Raw genomic sequence first — 18,222 nt, 5'->3', positions numbered from 1 at the left:
CATGTCCCAGCCCGCCAAGTCACCCCGTGCCACCGCCGCGACCGACGCCCCGGAGACCACCGCGGGGACGCGCGCGGCCGCCCAACGGCTCAAGATGCGCCGCGAACTGGCCGCCGCCGCGATGGAGCTCTTCGCCACGAAGGGCTACGAGGCGACCACCGTCGACGAGATCGCGGGCGCCGCGGGAGTGGCCCGGCGGACGTTCTTCCGCCACTTCCGCTCCAAGGAAGAGGCCATCTTCCCGGACCACGACGACACCCTCGTCAGGGCTGAGGCCGTCCTCAACGCGGCCCCCGCGCACGAGCATCCGCTCGACACCGTCTGCCGCGGCATCAAGGAAGTCATGAAGATGTACGCGGCCAAGCCCGCCGTCTCCGTGGCCCGCTACAAACTGACCCGTGAGGTACCGACCCTCCGGGAGGCCGAGATCGCGTCGGTGGCCCGCTACGAGCGGCTGTTCACCCGCTATCTCCTGGGCCACTTCGACGAGCGCGACCACCATGTGGGCAACGACGACCCGCTGCTCGCGGAGGTCGCCGCGTCCGCCGTGGTCACCGCGCACAACCATGTGCTGCGCCGCTGGCTGCGGGCGGGCGGCCAGGGCGATGTGGAGGCCCAGCTCGACCGCGCCTTCGCGATCGTCCGCGACACCTTCGGCACCGGCATCGGAGCCGGCCGGACCACGGGCGCCGAGCCCGAGCGGGCCCCGGCGGCGACGGTCGCGGCGGAGGGCGAGGTGCTCGTCGCGGTGGCGCGTACCGACGCCCCGCTGGACGAGGTCATGCGGACGATCCAGCAGGCCCTCAAGGAGCGCTGAGGCCCCCGCGGGCCGCGCCGTAAACCCGTTCGCGGCGGCCCGGGGCCCGTGGTTCGGTTCGCCCATGCGAACCGATGAAGTACGCGACCTGTACGACCGCACGATGCGCGAGCACGCCCGCCCGGACGGGCCGGGCGTGCGGGTCGAGCGGGCCGGGCCCGTGGTACGCCAGGTGGGCGGGCCCGACGACTGGAACGGCGTCGTCTGGTCGGACCCGGAGCTGGCCGCCGCCGGGGCCGACGCGGCGATCAGGGCCCAGATCGAGCATTGGGCCGCACTCGGCCACGAGGAGTTCGAGTGGAAGCTCCACTCCCATGACCGGCCGGCCGACCTGGGCGAGCGGCTGCGCGCGGCCGGATTCGCACCCGAGCCGCCGGAGACCCTGCTGGTGGCGCCCACGGAGCTGCTGACCGGACCGGTCGTGCTGCCCGAGGGCGTCACGCTGCGCCCGGTGACGGACGCGGCGGGTGCGGAGCTGATGGCACGGGCCCATGAGCGGGCGTTCGGCACGGACGGCACCCGCCTCCTGCACCAGGTCGTGAAGCGGCTGGAGGAGGCCCCCGACGACTTCGTGGCGGTCGTGGCGCTGGCCGCCGGGGAGCCGGTCAGCTCCGCCCGGATGGAGCTGTACCCGGGCACGGGCTTCGCGGGGCTCTGGGGCGGCGGGACGGTCGCGGAGTGGCGGGGCAGGGGCGTCTACCGGGCACTGGTCGCGTATCGGGCCCGGATCGCCGCCGAGTGCGGCTACGGCTTTCTGCAGGTCGACGCGAGCGCCATGTCGGCCCCGATCCTGGCCCGGCTCGGCTTCACGGCGCTCGGCACGACGACGCCGTATGTGTACCGCGCGGCCGGATAACCGCCTGCCAGCAGGACAGAACGTCCCGTAACACCCATCGTGTTGCTCATGCGTGCCCACGGGATGACAAGTGAGAGAAATTGTTGGCACTGGGTGCCTTGTCAGGTGTCACGGAGTGCCATACGTTGAAGGTGTCCGGGCGGCCGGCGTGCTGAGACCTCACACGTACGCCGGCTGTCCCCGCAACCACCGTGCTGCGCGCCCGGACGCCTGCGTCACAGGCACCCTTCTGCTCCACCGGGCAAAGCCGAGCTCCACCTGCCGAACCGACGGCAACACCTCCACACCGCACCGCTCCCCCTGCCAGCAGGGCCCCTCAAGCGTTCCCTCGACGCCGCATCACCGGAGGCAACACCGTGAAGGAAATCCTGGACGCGATTCAGTCGCAGGACAGCACGGCCGCGGACTTCGCGGCCCTGTCCCTCCCCGAGTCCTACCGCGCCATCACCGTGCACAAGGACGAGGCGGAGATGTTCGCGGGCCTCGAAAGCCGTGACAAGGACCCCCGCAAGTCGATCCACCTCGACGACGTCCCGGTCCCCGAACTCGGCCCCGGCGAAGCCCTCGTCGCCGTGATGGCCAGCTCGGTGAACTACAACTCCGTCTGGACGTCGATCTTCGAGCCGGTGTCGACGTTCAACTTCCTGGAGCGCTACGGGAAGCTCAGCGAGCTCACCAAGCGCCACGACCTGCCGTACCACGTCATCGGCTCCGACCTCGCGGGCGTCGTCCTGCGCACCGGCCCCGGCGTGAACGCCTGGAACCCGGGCGACGAGGTCGTCGCGCACTGCCTGTCGGTCGAACTGGAGTCCTCCGACGGCCACAACGACACGATGCTCGACCCCGAGCAGCGGATCTGGGGCTTCGAGACGAACTTCGGCGGCCTGGCGGAGATCGCCCTCGTCAAGTCCAACCAGCTGATGCCCAAGCCCCAGCACCTCAGCTGGGAGGAGGCCGCGTCCCCGGGCCTGGTCAACTCCACCGCGTACCGCCAGCTCGTCTCGCGCAACGGCGCGGGCATGAAGCAGGGCGACAACGTGCTGATCTGGGGCGCGAGCGGCGGGCTCGGCTCCTACGCCACCCAGTTCGCGCTGGCCGGCGGCGCCAACCCGATCTGTGTCGTCTCCTCCCCGGAGAAGGCCGACATCTGCCGCGCCATGGGCGCCGAAGCGGTCATCGACCGCAACGCCGAGGGCTACAAGTTCTGGAAGGACGAGCGCACCCAGGACCCGAAGGAGTGGAAGCGCTTCGGCAAGCGCATCCGCGAGTTCACCGGCGGCGAGGACATCGACATCGTCTTCGAGCACCCGGGCCGCGAGACCTTCGGCGCCTCGGTCTACGTCACCCGCAAGGGCGGCACGATCACCACCTGCGCCTCCACCTCGGGCTACATGCACGAGTACGACAACCGCTACCTGTGGATGTCGCTCAAGCGCATCATCGGCTCGCACTTCGCCAACTACCGCGAGGCGTGGGAGGCCAACCGCCTGATCGCCAAGGGCAAGATCCACCCGACGCTCTCCAGGACGTACTCCCTGGAGGACACCGGGCAGGCCGCGTACGACGTCCACCGCAACCTCCACCAGGGCAAGGTCGGCGTCCTCGCCCTGGCCCCCCGCGAGGGTCTGGGCGTGCGCGACCAGGAAATGCGCGAGCAGCACATCGACGCCATCAACCGCTTCCGCAACGTCTGAGGTTCTCCGATGAACGAACGTCAGAAGGACCGGCCCTGGCTCATGCGGACGTACGCCGGTCACTCGACCGCCGAGGCGTCCAACGAGCTGTACCGCCGCAACCTCGCCAAGGGCCAGACGGGTCTCTCGGTCGCCTTCGATCTGCCCACGCAGACCGGATACGACCCGGACCACATTCTCGCCCGCGGCGAGGTGGGCCGTGTCGGTGTTCCCGTCTCGCACCTCGGTGACATGCGGCGGCTGTTCCAGGACATCCCCCTGGAGCAGATGAACACCTCGATGACGATCAACGCGACCGCCATGTGGCTGCTGGCGCTCTACCAGGTGGTCGCGGAGGAGCAGGGGGCCGACCCCACCAGGCTCCAGGGCACCACGCAGAACGACATCGTGAAGGAGTACCTCTCGCGCGGGACGCACGTCTTCCCGCCGGCGCCCTCGCTGCGGCTGACCACGGACATGATCACGTACACGGTCAACCGCATCCCCAAGTGGAACCCCATCAACATCTGCAGCTACCACCTCCAGGAGGCGGGGGCCACCCCGGTCCAGGAGATCGCGTACGCCATGTCGACCGCCATCGCGGTGCTCGACGCGGTCCGCGACTCGGGCCAGGTGCCCGAGGAGAAGTTCGGTGACGTGGTCGCCCGGATCTCGTTCTTCGTGAACGCGGGCGTCCGCTTCATCGAGGAGATGTGCAAGATGCGCGCCTTCGGCCGCATCTGGGACCGCGTCACCCGCGAGCGGTACGGCATCGCCAACGAGAAGCAGCGCCGCTTCCGCTACGGCGTCCAGGTCAACTCCCTCGGGCTGACCGAGGCGCAGCCGGAGAACAACGTCCAGCGCATCGTCCTGGAGATGCTGGCCGTCACGCTCTCCAAGGACGCCCGCGCCCGCGCCGTACAGCTGCCGGCCTGGAACGAGGCGCTGGGGCTGCCCCGGCCCTGGGACCAGCAGTGGTCGCTGCGGATCCAGCAGGTGCTGGCGCACGAGAGCGATCTGCTGGAGTACGAGGACATCTTCGCCGGCTCCCATGTCATCGAGGCCAAGGTGGACTCGCTGGTCGAGGAGTCGCTGGCGGAGATCGACCGGATCCAGCAGATGGGCGGCGCGATGGCGGCCGTCGAGTCCGGCTACCTCAAGTCCGAGCTGGTCTCCTCGCACGCGGCACGCCGGGCCCGGATCGAGGGCGGCGAGGAGAAGATCGTCGGCGTCAACATCTACGAGACGACCGAGCCCAACCCGCTCACCTCCGACCTCGACGGCGCGATCATGACCGTCGACCCCGAGAACGAGGCCCGGGTCGTGGCGGCCCTGCACGAGTGGCGCGACAACCGCGACGAGGCGCGGGCGTCCGAGGCGCTGGCCGCGCTGAAGAAGGCCGCGGCGGGCACCGAGAACATGATGGAGGCCACCGTCGAGTGCGCCCGCGCGGGCGTCACCACCGGCGAGTGGTCCTGGGCGCTGCGGGACGTCTTCGGCGAGTTCCGCGCGCCCACCGGGGTCTCCTCGGCCCCGGTCGCGGTCACCGCCGAGCCGGGCAGCACGCTCGCCCTGGTCCGCGAGAAGGTCACCCGGACCGCCGCAGACCTCGGTGTCGGGCGCCTGCGCCTGCTGGTCGGCAAGCCGGGCCTGGACGGGCACTCCAACGGCGCCGAGCAGATCGCCGTACGGGCCAGGGACGCCGGGTTCGAGGTGGTCTACCAGGGCATCCGGCTGACCCCCGAGCAGATCACCGACGCGGCGATCGCCGAGGACGTGCACTGCGTGGGGCTCTCCATCCTCTCCGGCTCGCACGCGGAGCTGGTGCCCGACGTGCTGCACCGGCTGCGCGAGGCCGGGGCGCCGGACATCCCGGTGATCGCGGGCGGCATCATCCCGCCGGCCGACGCCACCGCTCTCATCGAAGCCGGAGTGGCCGCCGTCTTCACCCCGAAGGACTTCGGCATCACCGAGATCATCGGCCGTATCGTCGACGAGATCCGGAAAGCGAACAAGCTCGACCCTCTGGAGGTCCCCGCATGACCACGCCCACCCCCTCGGTCAACCGTCTGCGCCCGCGCCGTTCGTGTCTGGCCGTGCCGGGCTCGAACCCGCGCTTCCTGGAGAAGGCCCAGGGCCTCCCGGCCGATCAGGTCTTCCTGGACCTGGAGGACGCCGTCGCGCCGCTCGCCAAGGAGGGCGCCCGCCACCACATCGTGGACGCGCTCAACAACGGTGACTGGAGCGGCAAGACCCGGGTCGTGCGGGTCAACGACTGGACGACGCACTGGACGTACCGGGACGTCATCACGGTCGTCGAGGGCGCGGGGCCGAACCTCGACTGCATCATGCTGCCGAAGGTCCAGGACGCCCAGCAGGTCGTGGCGCTGGACCTGCTGCTGACCCAGATCGAGAAGACGATGGGCTTCGAGGTCGGGAAGATCGGCATCGAGGCGCAGATCGAGAACGCCAAGGGCCTGGTGAACATCGACGAGATCGCCGCCGCCTCGCCCCGGCTGGAGACGCTGATCTTCGGTCCGGCCGACTTCATGGCCTCGATCAACATGAAGACCCTGGTCGTCGGCCAGCAGCCGCCCGGCTACCCGGCGGACGCCTACCACTACATCCTGATGCGCATCCTGATGGCGGCCCGCACGCACGACCTCCAGGCGATCGACGGCCCGTTCCTCCAGATCCGTGACGTGGACGCCTACCGCGAGGTGGCCGGCCGCGCCGCCGCCCTCGGCTTCGACGGCAAGTGGGTGCTGCACCCGGGTCAGGTCGACGCGGCCAACGAGGTGTTCTCGCCCTCGCAGGAGGACTACGACCACGCCGAGCTGATCCTCGACGCCTACGACTGGTGCACCTCCGAGGAGGGCGGCAAGAAGGGCTCCGCGATGCTCGGCGACGAGATGATCGACGAGGCCAGCCGCAAGATGGCGCTGGTCATCGCGGGCAAGGGCCGGGCCGCCGGAATGCAGCGCACGTCCAAGTTCGAAGCCCCGGAGGCCTGATCATGCAGTTCGGACGCACCTTTGAGGAGTTCGAGGTCGGTGCCGTCTACAAGCACTGGCCCGGAAAGACGGTCACGGAGTACGACGACCACCTCTTCTGCCTGCTGACCATGAATCACCACCCGCTGCACATGGACAGCAATTACGCGGAGAAGACGACCGACTTCGGCAAGAACGTGGTCGTCGGCAACTACGTCTACTCGCTGCTGCTCGGCATGTCGGTGCCGGACGTCTCCGGAAAGGCCATCGCCAATCTGGAGGTCGAATCACTCCGGCACATCGCGCCGACCTTCCACGGCGACACGATCTACGGCGAGACGACCGTGCTGGACAAGACCCCGTCGAAGTCCAAGAACGACCGCGGGATCGTGTACGTGGAGACCAAGGGCTACAAGCAGGACGGCACGGTCGTCTGCGTGTTCCGGCGCAAGGTGATGGTCCCCACCGAGACGTACATCAAGGAGCGCGGCGGGGAGCAGCCCGGCCGCCCGACGCCCGCCAAGTAACCGTGTGAAGCCTTAAGGCCATCCGCGTGAAGCCACAGGAGAAGCAGCCATGACGCGACTCGCCCAGACCGCCGGTCTGAACGACATCCAGCGGGAAATCCTTTCCACGGTCCGGGATTTCGTCGACAAGGAGATCATTCCGGTCGCGACCCAGCTGGAGCACCGCGACGAGTACCCGACGGAAATCGTCGAGGGGCTCAAGGAACTCGGCCTGTTCGGGCTGATGATCCCCGAGGAGTACGGGGGTCTGGGTGAGTCGCTGCTCACCTACGCGCTGTGCGTGGAGGAGATCGCGCGCGGCTGGATGAGCGTGTCGGGCATCATCAACACGCATTTCATCGTGGCCTACATGCTCAAGCAGCACGGCACCCAGGAGCAGAAGGACACGTTCCTGCCGCGGATGGCGCTCGGCGAGGTGCGGGGCGCGTTCTCGATGTCCGAGCCGGCGCTCGGCTCGGACGTCTCGGCGATTTCGTCGAAGGGCGTGAAGGACGGCGAGGAGTACGTTCTCAACGGCCAGAAGATGTGGCTGACGAACGGCGGAACGTCCTCGTTGGTGGCCGTTCTCTGCCGAAGTGACGAAGGCCACCCCGAGGGGACCGCGCCGCACAAGTCGATGACGACCTTCCTGGTGGAGAAGGAGCCCGGATTCGGAGAGGTCCGGCCCGGCCTCACGATCCCCGGGAAGATCGACAAGATGGGTTACAAGGGCGTCGACACGACCGAGCTCATCATGGACGACCTGCGCATTCCGGCCAATCGCGTCCTGGGCGGCACGACCGGCCGAGGGTTTTACCAAATGATGGACGGCGTCGAGGTCGGGCGGGTGAATGTCGCCGCGCGTGGCTGCGGAGTCGCGCAGCGTGCGTTCGAGCTGGGCGTTTCGTACGCCCAGCAGCGTCATACCTTCGGCAAACCGATCGCCCAGCACCAGGCGATCCAGTTCAAACTGGCCGAAATGGCCACCAAGGTCGAAGCCGCTCATGCGATGATGGTGAATGCGGCACGCAAAAAGGACTCCGGGGAACGAAACGACCTGGAGGCAGGGATGGCGAAGTACCTCGCCTCCGAGTACTGCAAGGAAGTCGTCGAGGACGCCTTCCGTATCCACGGCGGTTACGGCTTCTCCAAGGAGTACGAGATCGAGCGCCTCTACCGCGAGGCGCCGATGCTGCTGATCGGTGAAGGTACCGCCGAGATCCAGAAAATGATCATTGGCCGGCGCCTCTTGGAGGAGTACCGATTCCAGGGCTGAATGTCCCTTTCGAGGCGATTTGGTGGCGAAGAACATCACACCAGGTCAGCCTCGGCGGGTGCCTTTCCGCCGTCCGACTCGGCTGCTGGCTTGCCCAGTTGCGCCCGGCAACCGATAGCATCTTCGGAAAGCCGCCGTCCCCCGTTGCCAGCGCGGCATCATCCGCTACGAAGGTCATCCATGCCCGACAGCACTTCCTCCGCACCCCGCGGCGGGGTCCGCATCGCCCGCGGAGCATCGCCGTGGCTCCTGCCGACCGTCGCCACCGCAGCCCTCAGCCTGGCCCGCGCCCGCAAGTCGGGGCGCTGGGCAGCAGCGGCTGTGCCCACCACCGCGCTCGCGGCGGGCATGCTGTGGTTCTTCCGTGACCCCGAGCGCGAGATCACTGACGGCCGGGTCATCTCCCCGGCCGACGGTGTGGTGCAGAGCATCATGCCGTGGAAGGACGGGCGCACCCGCGTCGCGATCTTCATGAGCCCGCTCAACGTCCACGTCAACCGCGCGCCGCTGGCGGGCACCGTGACGTCGGTCGAGCACATCCCGGGCGGGTTCGTTCCGGCTTTCAACAAGGAGAGCGAGAACAACGAGCGCGTTGTCTGGCACTTCGACACCGAGCTCGGCGACATCGAGATGGTGCAGATCGCGGGAGCGGTCGCCCGTCGGATCGTGCCGTACCTCCCCCAGGGCACGAAGGTGGAGCAGGGCGAGCGCATCGGCCTGATCCGCTTCGGCTCGCGCGTGGACATCTACCTCCCGGAGGGGATCGATGTCGCGGTCGAGGTCGGTCAGGCCACCACCGCGGGGGTGACTCGAATTGACCGTGATTGATCCTGATACCAAGGCCGGCTGGGTGCCGGAGGCGGACGAGGAGAACGACGCCGACGGCGCGGAGGACATGCCGCTGTCGATGCGGCTGTCGATAGCGGACACGCTCACGCTCGGTAACGCGACGTGCGGGTTCATGGCGGTGTACTTCACCACCACGGGCATTCTGATCCCGCACCTCACGGGCAGCGACGAGACGGGCATGGCCCGGCACTCGGCCGCCACCGCCGTGATCCTCATGCTGATGGCCGCGATCTTCGACCTGTTCGACGGACTCGTGGCGCGCAAGCTGCGCTCCTCGCCGATGGGCGCCGAGCTGGACAACCTCTCGGACCTCATCAGCTTCGGTCTCGCGCCGGCCTACTTCGTGCTCGTGTACGGCATGGTCGCCGACGACGCCCATCAGCGGGTGTCGGCACTGGCGGCGATCGTCGTGTTGCTGGCGGTGGTGCTCAGGCTTGCCAGATTCTCCTGTGTGACGTTGAAGGACGGCATGTTCCAGGGCATGCCGAGCCCCTTCGGAGCGCTGACGGTCGTCTCGATCGTGCTCCTGGAGCTGCCCTTCATCCCGACGCTGCTCGCGATCGTCGGCGTGGCATGGCTGATGGTGAGCCGGGTGGAGTACCCCAAGCCGCGGGGCATCCTCGCGGTGGCGATGCTCGGCTGGATCGTGGCCGCGATGGGGCTGCTCGCCGCATGGGCGTTCGACGCGCCCGGCGGTCAGCTGCTGCTCCAGACGGGCTGCGCGCTCCAGGTGGTGCTCGGCGCGGTGATCCCGCTGTTCGCCACGGCGCGACGGGTGAACACGTTCCGTGACAACCGGCGCGAGGCGCGGGCGGCACAGCTGCCGTAGCGGCGGACAGGTAGGACCAAGACAGGGCGAGGGCCCGGATGCTCCCCGGCATCCGGGCCCTCGTGCGTTCCCGCCCGGTCAGGAGGGCCCGCTCGGCGCCGCATACCACCGCTCGGGCCGGGCCGCCAGAGGCGAAGCCCTCCCGGTGGCTGAGAAGTTTCGGCAGTGAGGTGAGTACGGGGTTCCCGTCACCACAGCGTGAACCGCTTCTAGGATCACCTCGCAACCGACGCCCGGGCCCTTTCGGCCAGGGTGCGGTCCGGGGGGCCAGGGGGGTCCGAGATGAAACTGATGCTGGTGGGGACACGCATGGTGGCGGTCGCGGCGGCGGGGGTGCTGCTGGCCGGATGTGGCGGGTCGGGGTCGAAGGGCGAGGACCGGCCCGACCCGAAGCCGAGCGGATCGGCAAAGCAGGGCGGACCGGCGGCCGACGGCGAGAAGACCGGGGCGACCGGGAAGCCGGACCCGAAGCAGTCCACGCTGCCGGGGGCGCTGCCCAGCGCGTACGACTTCACGCCGGACCCGGAGCGGGTGCCGAAGACCGCGGCCCAGGCCCGGAAGCTGACGCGGAACGCCGCGCTCGGCGAGGCCGACTGGACGGCCGGGATGGTCCGGCACACACCGTACGAGAGCGCCGGCAGCTGGACCGTGCTCCCGGACTCCTGCGTCTGGACCCGCTCCGCGCTGCCCTCCGGCGTACTGGACAGCTTCACGCGGCGGCTCGACATCCCGGCGCAGGACGGCAAGGGCCGGGTCCAGGGGGCGGTCACCGTGACCGTGCACCGGAGCGAGGCGGGCGCCGACAAGGAGATCAAGGACACCGTCCAGGAGAGCTTCCGCTGCCCGCAGCAGGAGCTGGGCGGCGGGCAGCGGCTGAGCGGTCTGATGTCGCTCCAGTTCGACCAGAAGGACGTGCGCAACGCGGACGCCTCGCTCTTCGAGGCGGGGAAGTACACCGGCCCCGGCTCCGGCGGGACCCAGGACTATGTGTGGACCAAGTCCCGGATCGGCCCGGTGACGACGGCCGTGTCGGTCAAGGGCGCGAAGGGCTACCTGAACAGCGACCTGCTGCGGATCGCCGCCGAGGGCGGCGCCAAGGTGCTCTACCGCGTCGAGCTGGAACTGAAGTGACCGCGGGCCCGGACGAAAGGCACTGACCACTGATGGAACCGCTCCGTTCCGCCGACCCGGCACGGATCGCCGGATACCGCATCCTCGGCCGGCTCGGCGCCGGCGGCATGGGTGTGGTGCTGCTCGGCCGGTCGCCCGGCGGCGCGCTGGTGGCGATCAAGCTGATCCGCGCGGAGTACGCCGACGACCCCGGCTTCCGGGCCCGCTTCCGGCGGGAGGTGGCGATCGCCCGGCAGGTGCGCAACCGGTGGGCGGTGCCGGTGGTCGACGCCGACACCGAGGCGCCGGCCCCGTGGCTGGCCACCGAGTTCGTGCCGGGGCCCGCCCTGAGCGAGGCGGTCGGCGGCGGAGGGCCGCTCCCGGAACGCGGGGTGCGGGCGCTGGGCTCGATGCTGGCGGAGGCGCTGGAGGCCGTCCACGCGGCGGGGCTGGTGCACCGGGACGTCAAGCCCGGCAATGTGCTGCTGGGGCTGGACGGGCCCCGGCTGATCGACTTCGGGATCGCGCGGGCCCTGGACGACACCGTCCTCACCGCGACGGACGTGATCGTCGGCTCCCCCGGCTTCCTCTCGCCCGAGCAGGCGCAGGGCCGGCGGATCGGTCCGGCGAGCGACGTCTTCTCGCTGGGCTGCGTCCTGGTGTACGCGGCCACCGGCGGGCGGCCGTTCGGCACCGGTCCGGTGGAGGCGATGCTGTTCCGTACGGTGCACGACCCGGCGGAGCTGGGCGCGCTGCCGCCCGGGCTGCGTCCGGTCGTCGAGGCGTGCCTGTCCAAGGCCCCCGAGGGCCGTCCGACGACGGCGGACATCCGGCGCGCGTTCGCCGAGGACCTGTCGGGCGGCAGCTGGCTGCCCGGCCCGGTCACCCATCTGATCGCCGAGCGCTCGGCGCGGATGCTCGCGCTGCCCGACATCGACGCGACGAGCCTGGACGCCGGATCCGGCACCGGCCTGGACGGCGGCCCGGACACGGGCACCGGCACCGGCACCGGTCTCGGTACGGGGCCCGGCGGGCGGGACACGACCGCCGTTCCGGCCCCGGTCGGCCGTCGCCGCTTCCTCGCGTACGTCGCCGGGGGCACGGCCCTCGCGGCGACGGGCGGGACCGCCGCGTGGCTGGGCTTCTCCGGCGACGGCAAGGACCCGGGCGGGAAGGGCGAGGAGGACGACGGGAAGGCGGCCCGCCCGGAGCTGCACATCGGGCTCCAGGCCGACCTCAGCGGTCCGTCGGCGGCCGTCGGCAAGGGGCAGGACCGGGCGGCGCGGCTCGCGGTGGCGGAGCACAACGCCCGGGGGAACGCGCCGTTCACGCTGCGGCTGACCACGGTCGACGACGGGGGCGACGAGGAGCGGGCGAAGGCGGCGGTGCGCCGGTTCGCCGAGGACCCGCTCCTGGTGGCCGCGATCGGGGCGACCGGCACGGACGCGGCCCGGGAGGCGCTGGTCGCGTACGACGAGGCGGCGCTGCCGCTGCTCAGCGTGGTCGACGGCGACATCCGGCACCTGAACCGGATCTTCCTGTGCGCCCGGCCGCGCAACGACATGCAGATGCTGCCGGTGGCCCAGTTCCTCGGGGCGTACGAGATCGACCAGGTCGCGCTGGTCGACGACGGCACCGAGTACGGCCGGCAGACCACCCGCTTCCTGGACACGGGGCTGCGCGGCAACGGCCGCACCGTGTTCGCGGAGACCGTACGGGAAGGCACCCGCGACCTGGACGCCGAGGCCGGGCGGATCGCCGCGAAGCGGCCGGGGGCTGTGGTGTACGGGGGCGGCTGGCGGGATGCCGGACGGTTCGCGAAGTCGCTGACCCGGGCCGGGTTCCTGGGCCCGAAGATCGGCACCCAGGCCGTGCACGACCCGCGGTTCCTGGCGGAGGCGGGCGAGGCCGCGGCGGGCTGGCTGGTCGTCTCGACGGCCGCGGACCCCGCCTCCGTACCCTCGGTGCACCCGTTCGCCGCCGCCTACCGGGGGCGCTTCGGCGGCGCGCCGCCGCTGTTCGCCGCGGAGGCGTACGACGCGGTCGGGCTGATCGCCGCCTGCGCCGAGGGACTGGGCCGGGAGACGGTCAGCCGGCAGGATCTGCTGCCCGCGCTGCGGACGACCTCGTACAAGGGCGTGTCCAAGAGCTACGCCTTCGAGTCGGCCAACGGGATGTACACCGGGACCGGGGTCTTCATCTACCGCGTGGAGCGGGGGCGCTTCCGGTACATCGGGATGGACGGCACGGAGGTCTGACCGGGCTGCCCCGGTCAGACCTCCCGGCCCGGCTCAGGAACCGCCGGTGAAGGACTCGGCCGCCGCGGCGACCTCGGCCGGCCGGACCACCTTCAGACCGCCGGAGGCGCCCGCGTCGGGCTTCATGATGACGCTCTCGCGGGTGGACGGCGCCTTCGGGTCCGAGAAGTCGTGCGTCACCCCGAATTCGGTCCCGTACCCCTTGATCGTGAGCAGCGCCTTGTCGATGCCCTCGCGGGTGAGGTCCTTGTCGTCGCACGCCTTCGACAGGGCCTCGCCGAACAGGGAGGCCGCCGTGTAACCGGCGACGACGCCGTTGTCGAGGACGTCCTTCGGGTACTGGGCGGCGTACTCCTTGGCGAGCTTGGCCGGGCCGTCGCCCGGGTCGCCGATGGGCAGGGTGGAGGCGGCGACGTAGTAGTCCTTGAGCAGGGCCGGGCCCGCCTGGGTCTTCAACAGCTGGGGTGCGAAAGCCGAGTTGTTGCCGACGACCGGGACATCGAAGCCGGTGGCCGTCGCGACGCCGACCAGCGAGGCCGCCTGGCGCGGACCCGCGCTGACGATCACGGCCTTGACCCCGGCCTGCTTGAGGGCGGCGACCTGGGCCGTCATGTCGTTGTCGGTCGGCTTGATCTTCTGCTCGACGACGGTGAGCCCGGCCTCCTTCGCCGCGTGCTTCGAGCCGACGAGCGCGTTCTCGCCGTAGTCGCCCTCGAAGTAGACGTGACCGATCCTGTCGCCCTTCGCGATGCGCTTCTCGGCGAGGAGGTAGTCGATCAGGTTGATCGTCTCGACGTCGTAGGTGGCGCCGATGACCCGGATGTACGGGGAGCCCAGCAGGTTCGCCGACCAGGCCTGCGGCAGCACCAGGCCCTTGTCCTGGCCGTCGACGCGCTGCTCGACGGCGGCGACGAACGGCGAGCCGATGAACTGGGCGAAGCCGAGCACCTTCGGCTCCAGCTCGGTGTACGCGGCGATCGCCTTCTGCGGGTCGTATCCGTGGTCGCGGACCGTCAGTTCGATCTTCCGGTCGCAGATGCCGCCCGCGTCGTTGGTCCGCTTGACCCACAGCTGCTGCGCCTGGGTGACGCTCTTGCCGAGCGAGGCGTAGACGCCGGTCATGTCGGTCAGCACGCCGAGGGAGATCGTCGAGGAGGAGACCCCGGGGCCGGTCTTGAGGCCGCCCTCGCCCTCCTCGTTCGCCTTGGAGTCGGTCGCCTTGCCGCTGCACCCGACGAGGGTGACGGCGAGGGTCGCGACCACGGCCGTGAGCACTCTCAGTTTCATGACTTCTCCCCTGGATTCTTCGGAGCCGCTGGTTGCTTCGGAACAGCCGGTTTCTTCGGAGCCTTCGGCTTCTTCGTACGGGCGAGGCGGAGGCGGGCGAGGCCGCCGGGCAGGAACAGGACCACCGCGACCACCGCGGCGCCGTACAGATAGCGGGACGCCTCGCCGGGTGCCAGACCGCCCGTACCGGGGGCGGAGACCAGCGGCAGGGAGTCGCTGTAGTGCGTGAACACCTGGGGCAGCAGCGAGACGAAGGCGGCGCCGATCACGGCGCCCGCGACGCTGCCGAGCCCGCCGATGACGATCATGGCGAGGTATTCGAGGGACAGGATCATGCCGAAGTACTCGGGCACGGTCCGCTGGAAGACCAGGGCGAGCAGAACGCCCGCGAGGCCCGCGTACATCGAGGACAGGACGAAGACGCCGGCCCGGTAGCGGGCCACCGGCACGCCCATCACCCCGGCGGCGATCCGGTGGTCGCGGATGGCGTTCATGGCCCGTCCGGGCCTGCCGCGCAGCACCCCCCGGGCGAACAGCGCGCTCAGCAGGAGTGCGGCCAGGCCCGCGTACCAGAGCTTCTCCGAGGAGCCGAACGGCACGGCGGCGACGATGAGTTCGCTGTCGTCGAAGGTGAAGCCGAACAGCGACAGCGGCGGGACCGCCCGGCCGTTGTAACCGCCGGTCAGCGAACCCGCGTTGAACAGGACGTGCTGCCCGATGAAGATCAGCGCCAGCGTCGCGATGCCGAGGTACGCGCCGCGCAGCCGGCCGGCGATGGGGCTGAAGAGCCCGCCCGCCGCTCCGGCGAGCAGCACGGCGAGGATCGCGGCGAGCCAGGTGGGCAGCCCGAGTCCGGTCAGCGTGTGCCCGTTCTCGGTACTGCTCTCCCCCGCCAGGACGCAGTAGCCGTACGCGCCCACGGCGAGGAAGAACGCGTGGCCCATGGAGAGTTGGCCGGTGGCGCCGGTGAGCATGTTGAGCCCGATGGCGCCGATCGCCGCCGCCATCGCGAACAGTCCGGCCTGGAGCCAGAAGCGGTCCAGGTAGAACGGCAGGACGAGGAGCAGCAGGGAGCCGATGAGGACGGCGTACGTACGGGGGCTGCGCAGCCGGTCGGTGACGCCCGCCGATCCACCGCGGACGGAAGCGGGCGCGGCGGGGGCTTCGACGGTGGTGTCAGACACGGGCCAGCTCCTTCGTGCCGAAGAGTCCCGCCGGCCGGATCAGCAGGACGGCCACCATCACCAGGTAGGGCGCCAGATCGCCGATGCCCCGGCCGAGGAAGGAGAGGTCGCTCTGGTAGCCGGTGGCGAGCGACTCGGTGATGCCGACGATGAGTCCGCCGGCCAGCGCCCCGGTGGTGGAGTCGAGTCCCCCGAGGATCGCGGCGGGGAACGCCTTGAGCGCGGCGAGCGAGGTGGCGCGTTCCAGGCCCGGGGTCGGGAACACGGTGAGGAAGAGCGCGGCGACGGCGGCCAGCGCCCCGGCGACCGCCCAGGCGGCGAGCGAGACCCGGCCCAGTTTGATGCCCATGAGCGCCGCCGTCTGCGGGTTCTCGGCGGCGGCCCGCATCGACACACCCCACGAGGTGTAGCGGAAGGCGAGCAGGAACACGGTGATCAGCAGCCCGGCGGCGAGGAACGCGGCAATGCGGGTCTGGGCGAGCGTGATGGAGCCGACGTGGACGACCTCGTTGCCCCACGGGTCGCCGAGGGCGAGCACGTCCGTGCCCATGCGGCGGGTGAGTTCGGTGATCAGGAGGATGTCGACGCCGATGGTGACGATGGCCAGGACGCTGTGGTCGCTGCCCCGGTAGCGGCGCATCACGAGGAACTCGATGGCCGCCCCGACAGTCGCGGCCCCGGCGATGCCGACGAGCAGCGCGGGCCAGAACCCGATGTCGTCGTGGAGCACGGCGGTGACATAGCCGCCCGCCAACAGCAGGGACGCGTGGGCGAAGTTGACGACCTCGGTGGCCTTGAAGATGACGACGAAGCCGAGCGCGATGAGGGCGTAGACCGAGCCGATCGACAGGCCGCCGAGGAGGAGTTCGACGAACGTGGTCATTGAGGTGCTCCCAAGTAGGCCTGGACGACGGCCGGGTCGTTCTGGACCTCGGCGGGGGTGCCGCCCGCGATCCTGCGTCCGAAGTCGAGTACGGTCACCGCGTCCGCGAGCCGCATCACGACGCCCATGTCGTGCTCGACCAGCACGATGGAGATGCCGAGGCTGTCGCGTACGTCGGCCACGACGGCGGCGGTGCGGCGGCGCTCGTCCGCGGTCATGCCGGCGATCGGCTCGTCCAGCAGCAGGACCTTCGGCTCCATGCACAGGGCGCGGCCGAGCTCGACGAGCTTCTGCTGTCCGTACGGCAGCGAGCCCGCCGGCCGCTCCAACTCACCGGCCAGGCCGATGAATTCGGCGATCTCGCGGACCCTCTCCCGGTGGCGGCGTTCCTCCCGGGCGGCGGAGGGCAGGCGCAGGCCGGTGGCGAGGAACCCGGAGCGGGTCAGCCGGTGGCGGCCGAGGAGGAGGCTGTCGGCGACGGTCGCGTGCGGGGGCAGCGCCAGGTTCTGGAAGGTGCGGGCGACCCCGAGGTCCGCGATGGCGTGCGGCGGGAGTCCGGTGAGTTCGGTGTCGCCGAGGCGGACGTGTCCGGAGGTGGCCCGGTAGACGCCGGACAGGACGTTGAAGCAGGTGGACTTGCCCGCGCCGTTGGGTCCGATGACGGCGTGCACGCTGCCGGGTTCGACGGTGAAGGAGACGCCGTCCAGGGCGGTGAGCCCGGCGAAGCGGACGGTGACGTCCTCGACGGCGAGGGCGGCCGTGGTGCTGTGCGCAAAGTCCGTGGCGGTGGTGGTCACGCGGACCACCTGCTCAGGGTGCGCCGGGTCCGGGCGGCCGGGTCGGCGTCCGCCGCCGCGTCCTCGTCGACGACGCCCAGATAGCGGCGGCGCACCTCGTCGGAGGCGGCGAGTTCCTCGGCGGGCCCGGACAGGGCGACCTCGCCGACGTCGAGGACGTACGCGGTGGAGGCGAGCCGCAGCGCGATGGCCGCGTTCTGCTCGACGAGCATGACGGAGGTGCCGCTCGCGTTGATCTCTTGGACGGTCTCGGCGATCCTGGCCGCCATCAGCGGGGCGAGGCCGAGCGAGGGCTCGTCCAGCAGGAGCAGCCGGGGCCCCGCCATCAGGGCGCGGCCCATCGCCAGCATCTGCTGCTCGCCGCCGGAGAGCAGCCCGGCCCGCTGGTGCGCGCGGTCGGCGAGCACCGGGAACAGCTCGTGGACACGGGCCAGTGCGGCGCCCGTCTCCTTGCGTCCGCCGCGCGCCCCGAGGGCGCCCGCCCGCAGGTTGTCGGCCACCGTCATCCGGGCGAAGACCTGCCGGCCCTCCGGTACCTGGACCACTCCGGCGGCCACCACCTGGGCGGGCCGCAGCCCTTCCAGGGGGCGGCCGTCGAACCGGATGGTTCCGGTGCCCGTCCCGCGGTGGAAGCCGAGGGTCCGCGACACGGCCCGCAGCAGCGTGGTCTTGCCCGCGCCGTTGCCGCCGAGTACGGCGGTGATCCCGCCGTCCGGCACATCGACGGAGATGTCGCGCAGCGCCCGGACCGGGCCGTAGCCGACGGACAGCCCGCGGATCTCTAGCGTTGCCATGCGTCCTCCTCCTTCCGCCTTGTCGTGTGTCGTGTGTCGTGCTGGTCCGTGGGGGTGGTGCCACAGACCAGCACCGGGCGGGACGTGCGTCCACGGGGCGGGACCGACTC

At 70.6% G+C, this 18,222-nt stretch carries 16 protein-coding genes; 11 read left to right on the top strand and 5 right to left on the bottom strand.

Annotated elements, in window-relative coordinates:
- Position 1: 1 nt before the first annotated feature.
- The 11 genes from KV381_RS31240 to KV381_RS31190 all read left to right on the top strand — a co-directional run bounded on the left by KV381_RS31240 (position 2) and on the right by KV381_RS31190 (position 13,167).
- A complete protein-coding gene (locus KV381_RS31240) occupies positions 2-817 on the top strand; it encodes a TetR family transcriptional regulator (RefSeq protein ID WP_030623646.1) in 816 nt (271 codons plus the stop codon).
- Between the two features lie 64 nt (positions 818-881).
- Positions 882-1,673, top strand: coding sequence for a GNAT family N-acetyltransferase (locus KV381_RS31235; RefSeq protein WP_193464613.1), 792 nt, complete (start codon positions 882-884; stop codon positions 1,671-1,673).
- Between the two features lie 356 nt (positions 1,674-2,029).
- Positions 2,030-3,367 (top strand): crotonyl-CoA carboxylase/reductase, encoded by a 1,338-nt coding sequence (ccrA, locus tag KV381_RS31230; RefSeq protein ID WP_030083644.1) that lies wholly within the window; start codon positions 2,030-2,032, stop codon positions 3,365-3,367.
- Between the two features lie 9 nt (positions 3,368-3,376).
- Positions 3,377-5,389, top strand: coding sequence for a protein meaA (locus KV381_RS31225; protein WP_218786838.1), 2,013 nt, complete (start codon positions 3,377-3,379; stop codon positions 5,387-5,389).
- Positions 5,386-6,360 (top strand): CoA ester lyase, encoded by a 975-nt coding sequence (locus tag KV381_RS31220; protein WP_030623659.1) that lies wholly within the window; start codon positions 5,386-5,388, stop codon positions 6,358-6,360. The genes KV381_RS31225 and KV381_RS31220 overlap by 4 nt, the downstream gene beginning before the upstream one ends.
- A gap of 2 nt (positions 6,361-6,362) precedes the next feature.
- Positions 6,363-6,866, top strand: a complete 504-nt coding sequence (locus KV381_RS31215; RefSeq protein ID WP_030083638.1) for a MaoC family dehydratase — start codon at positions 6,363-6,365, stop codon at positions 6,864-6,866.
- A gap of 49 nt (positions 6,867-6,915) precedes the next feature.
- Positions 6,916-8,121, top strand: a complete 1,206-nt coding sequence (locus tag KV381_RS31210; protein ID WP_030083636.1) for an acyl-CoA dehydrogenase family protein — start codon at positions 6,916-6,918, stop codon at positions 8,119-8,121.
- Positions 8,122-8,301: 180 nt separating this feature from the next.
- A complete protein-coding gene (locus tag KV381_RS31205) occupies positions 8,302-8,949 on the top strand; it encodes a phosphatidylserine decarboxylase (RefSeq protein ID WP_030083634.1) in 648 nt (215 codons plus the stop codon).
- 22 nt (positions 8,950-8,971) lie between these two features.
- Positions 8,972-9,799, top strand: a complete 828-nt coding sequence (gene pssA, locus KV381_RS31200; protein WP_030083632.1) for a CDP-diacylglycerol--serine O-phosphatidyltransferase — start codon at positions 8,972-8,974, stop codon at positions 9,797-9,799.
- Between the two features lie 282 nt (positions 9,800-10,081).
- Positions 10,082-10,930 carry a hypothetical protein gene (locus KV381_RS31195; protein WP_218786837.1) on the top strand — a complete coding sequence of 283 codons (849 nt, stop codon included), beginning with the start codon at positions 10,082-10,084 and terminating at the stop codon, positions 10,928-10,930.
- Between the two features lie 32 nt (positions 10,931-10,962).
- Entirely contained in the window at positions 10,963-13,167 is a 2,205-nt protein-coding gene (locus tag KV381_RS31190) for a bifunctional serine/threonine-protein kinase/ABC transporter substrate-binding protein (protein WP_218786836.1), read from the top strand.
- Between the two features lie 33 nt (positions 13,168-13,200).
- Here KV381_RS31190 and KV381_RS31185 read toward each other — a convergent pair whose 3' ends face one another.
- Genes KV381_RS31185 through KV381_RS31165 form a run of 5 tightly spaced genes read right to left on the bottom strand, consistent with a single transcriptional unit; the run spans position 13,201 to position 18,112 of the window.
- Positions 13,201-14,454, bottom strand: a complete 1,254-nt coding sequence (locus KV381_RS31185; protein WP_098025764.1) for an ABC transporter substrate-binding protein — start codon at positions 14,452-14,454, stop codon at positions 13,201-13,203.
- A complete protein-coding gene (locus KV381_RS31180; protein ID WP_086779901.1) occupies positions 14,451-15,638 on the bottom strand; it encodes a branched-chain amino acid ABC transporter permease in 1,188 nt (395 codons plus the stop codon). The genes KV381_RS31185 and KV381_RS31180 overlap by 4 nt, the downstream gene beginning before the upstream one ends.
- Positions 15,631-16,521, bottom strand: coding sequence for a branched-chain amino acid ABC transporter permease (locus KV381_RS31175; RefSeq protein WP_030083623.1), 891 nt, complete (start codon positions 16,519-16,521; stop codon positions 15,631-15,633). Before KV381_RS31175 ends, KV381_RS31180 begins: the two co-directional genes overlap by 8 nt.
- Complete coding sequence (locus KV381_RS31170) at positions 16,518-17,318, bottom strand: ABC transporter ATP-binding protein (RefSeq protein ID WP_218786835.1); 801 nt, start codon at positions 17,316-17,318, stop codon at positions 16,518-16,520. The genes KV381_RS31175 and KV381_RS31170 overlap by 4 nt, the downstream gene beginning before the upstream one ends.
- Positions 17,315-18,112 (bottom strand): ABC transporter ATP-binding protein, encoded by a 798-nt coding sequence (locus KV381_RS31165; RefSeq protein WP_086779902.1) that lies wholly within the window; start codon positions 18,110-18,112, stop codon positions 17,315-17,317. The genes KV381_RS31170 and KV381_RS31165 overlap by 4 nt, the downstream gene beginning before the upstream one ends.
- Positions 18,113-18,222: the final 110 nt, after the last annotated feature.

The organism is Streptomyces sp. WY228, from assembly GCF_019287315.1.
Classification (GTDB): domain Bacteria; phylum Actinomycetota; class Actinomycetes; order Streptomycetales; family Streptomycetaceae; genus Streptomyces; species Streptomyces caviscabies.
This window is presented reverse-complemented; position numbering and strand designations above follow the sequence as displayed.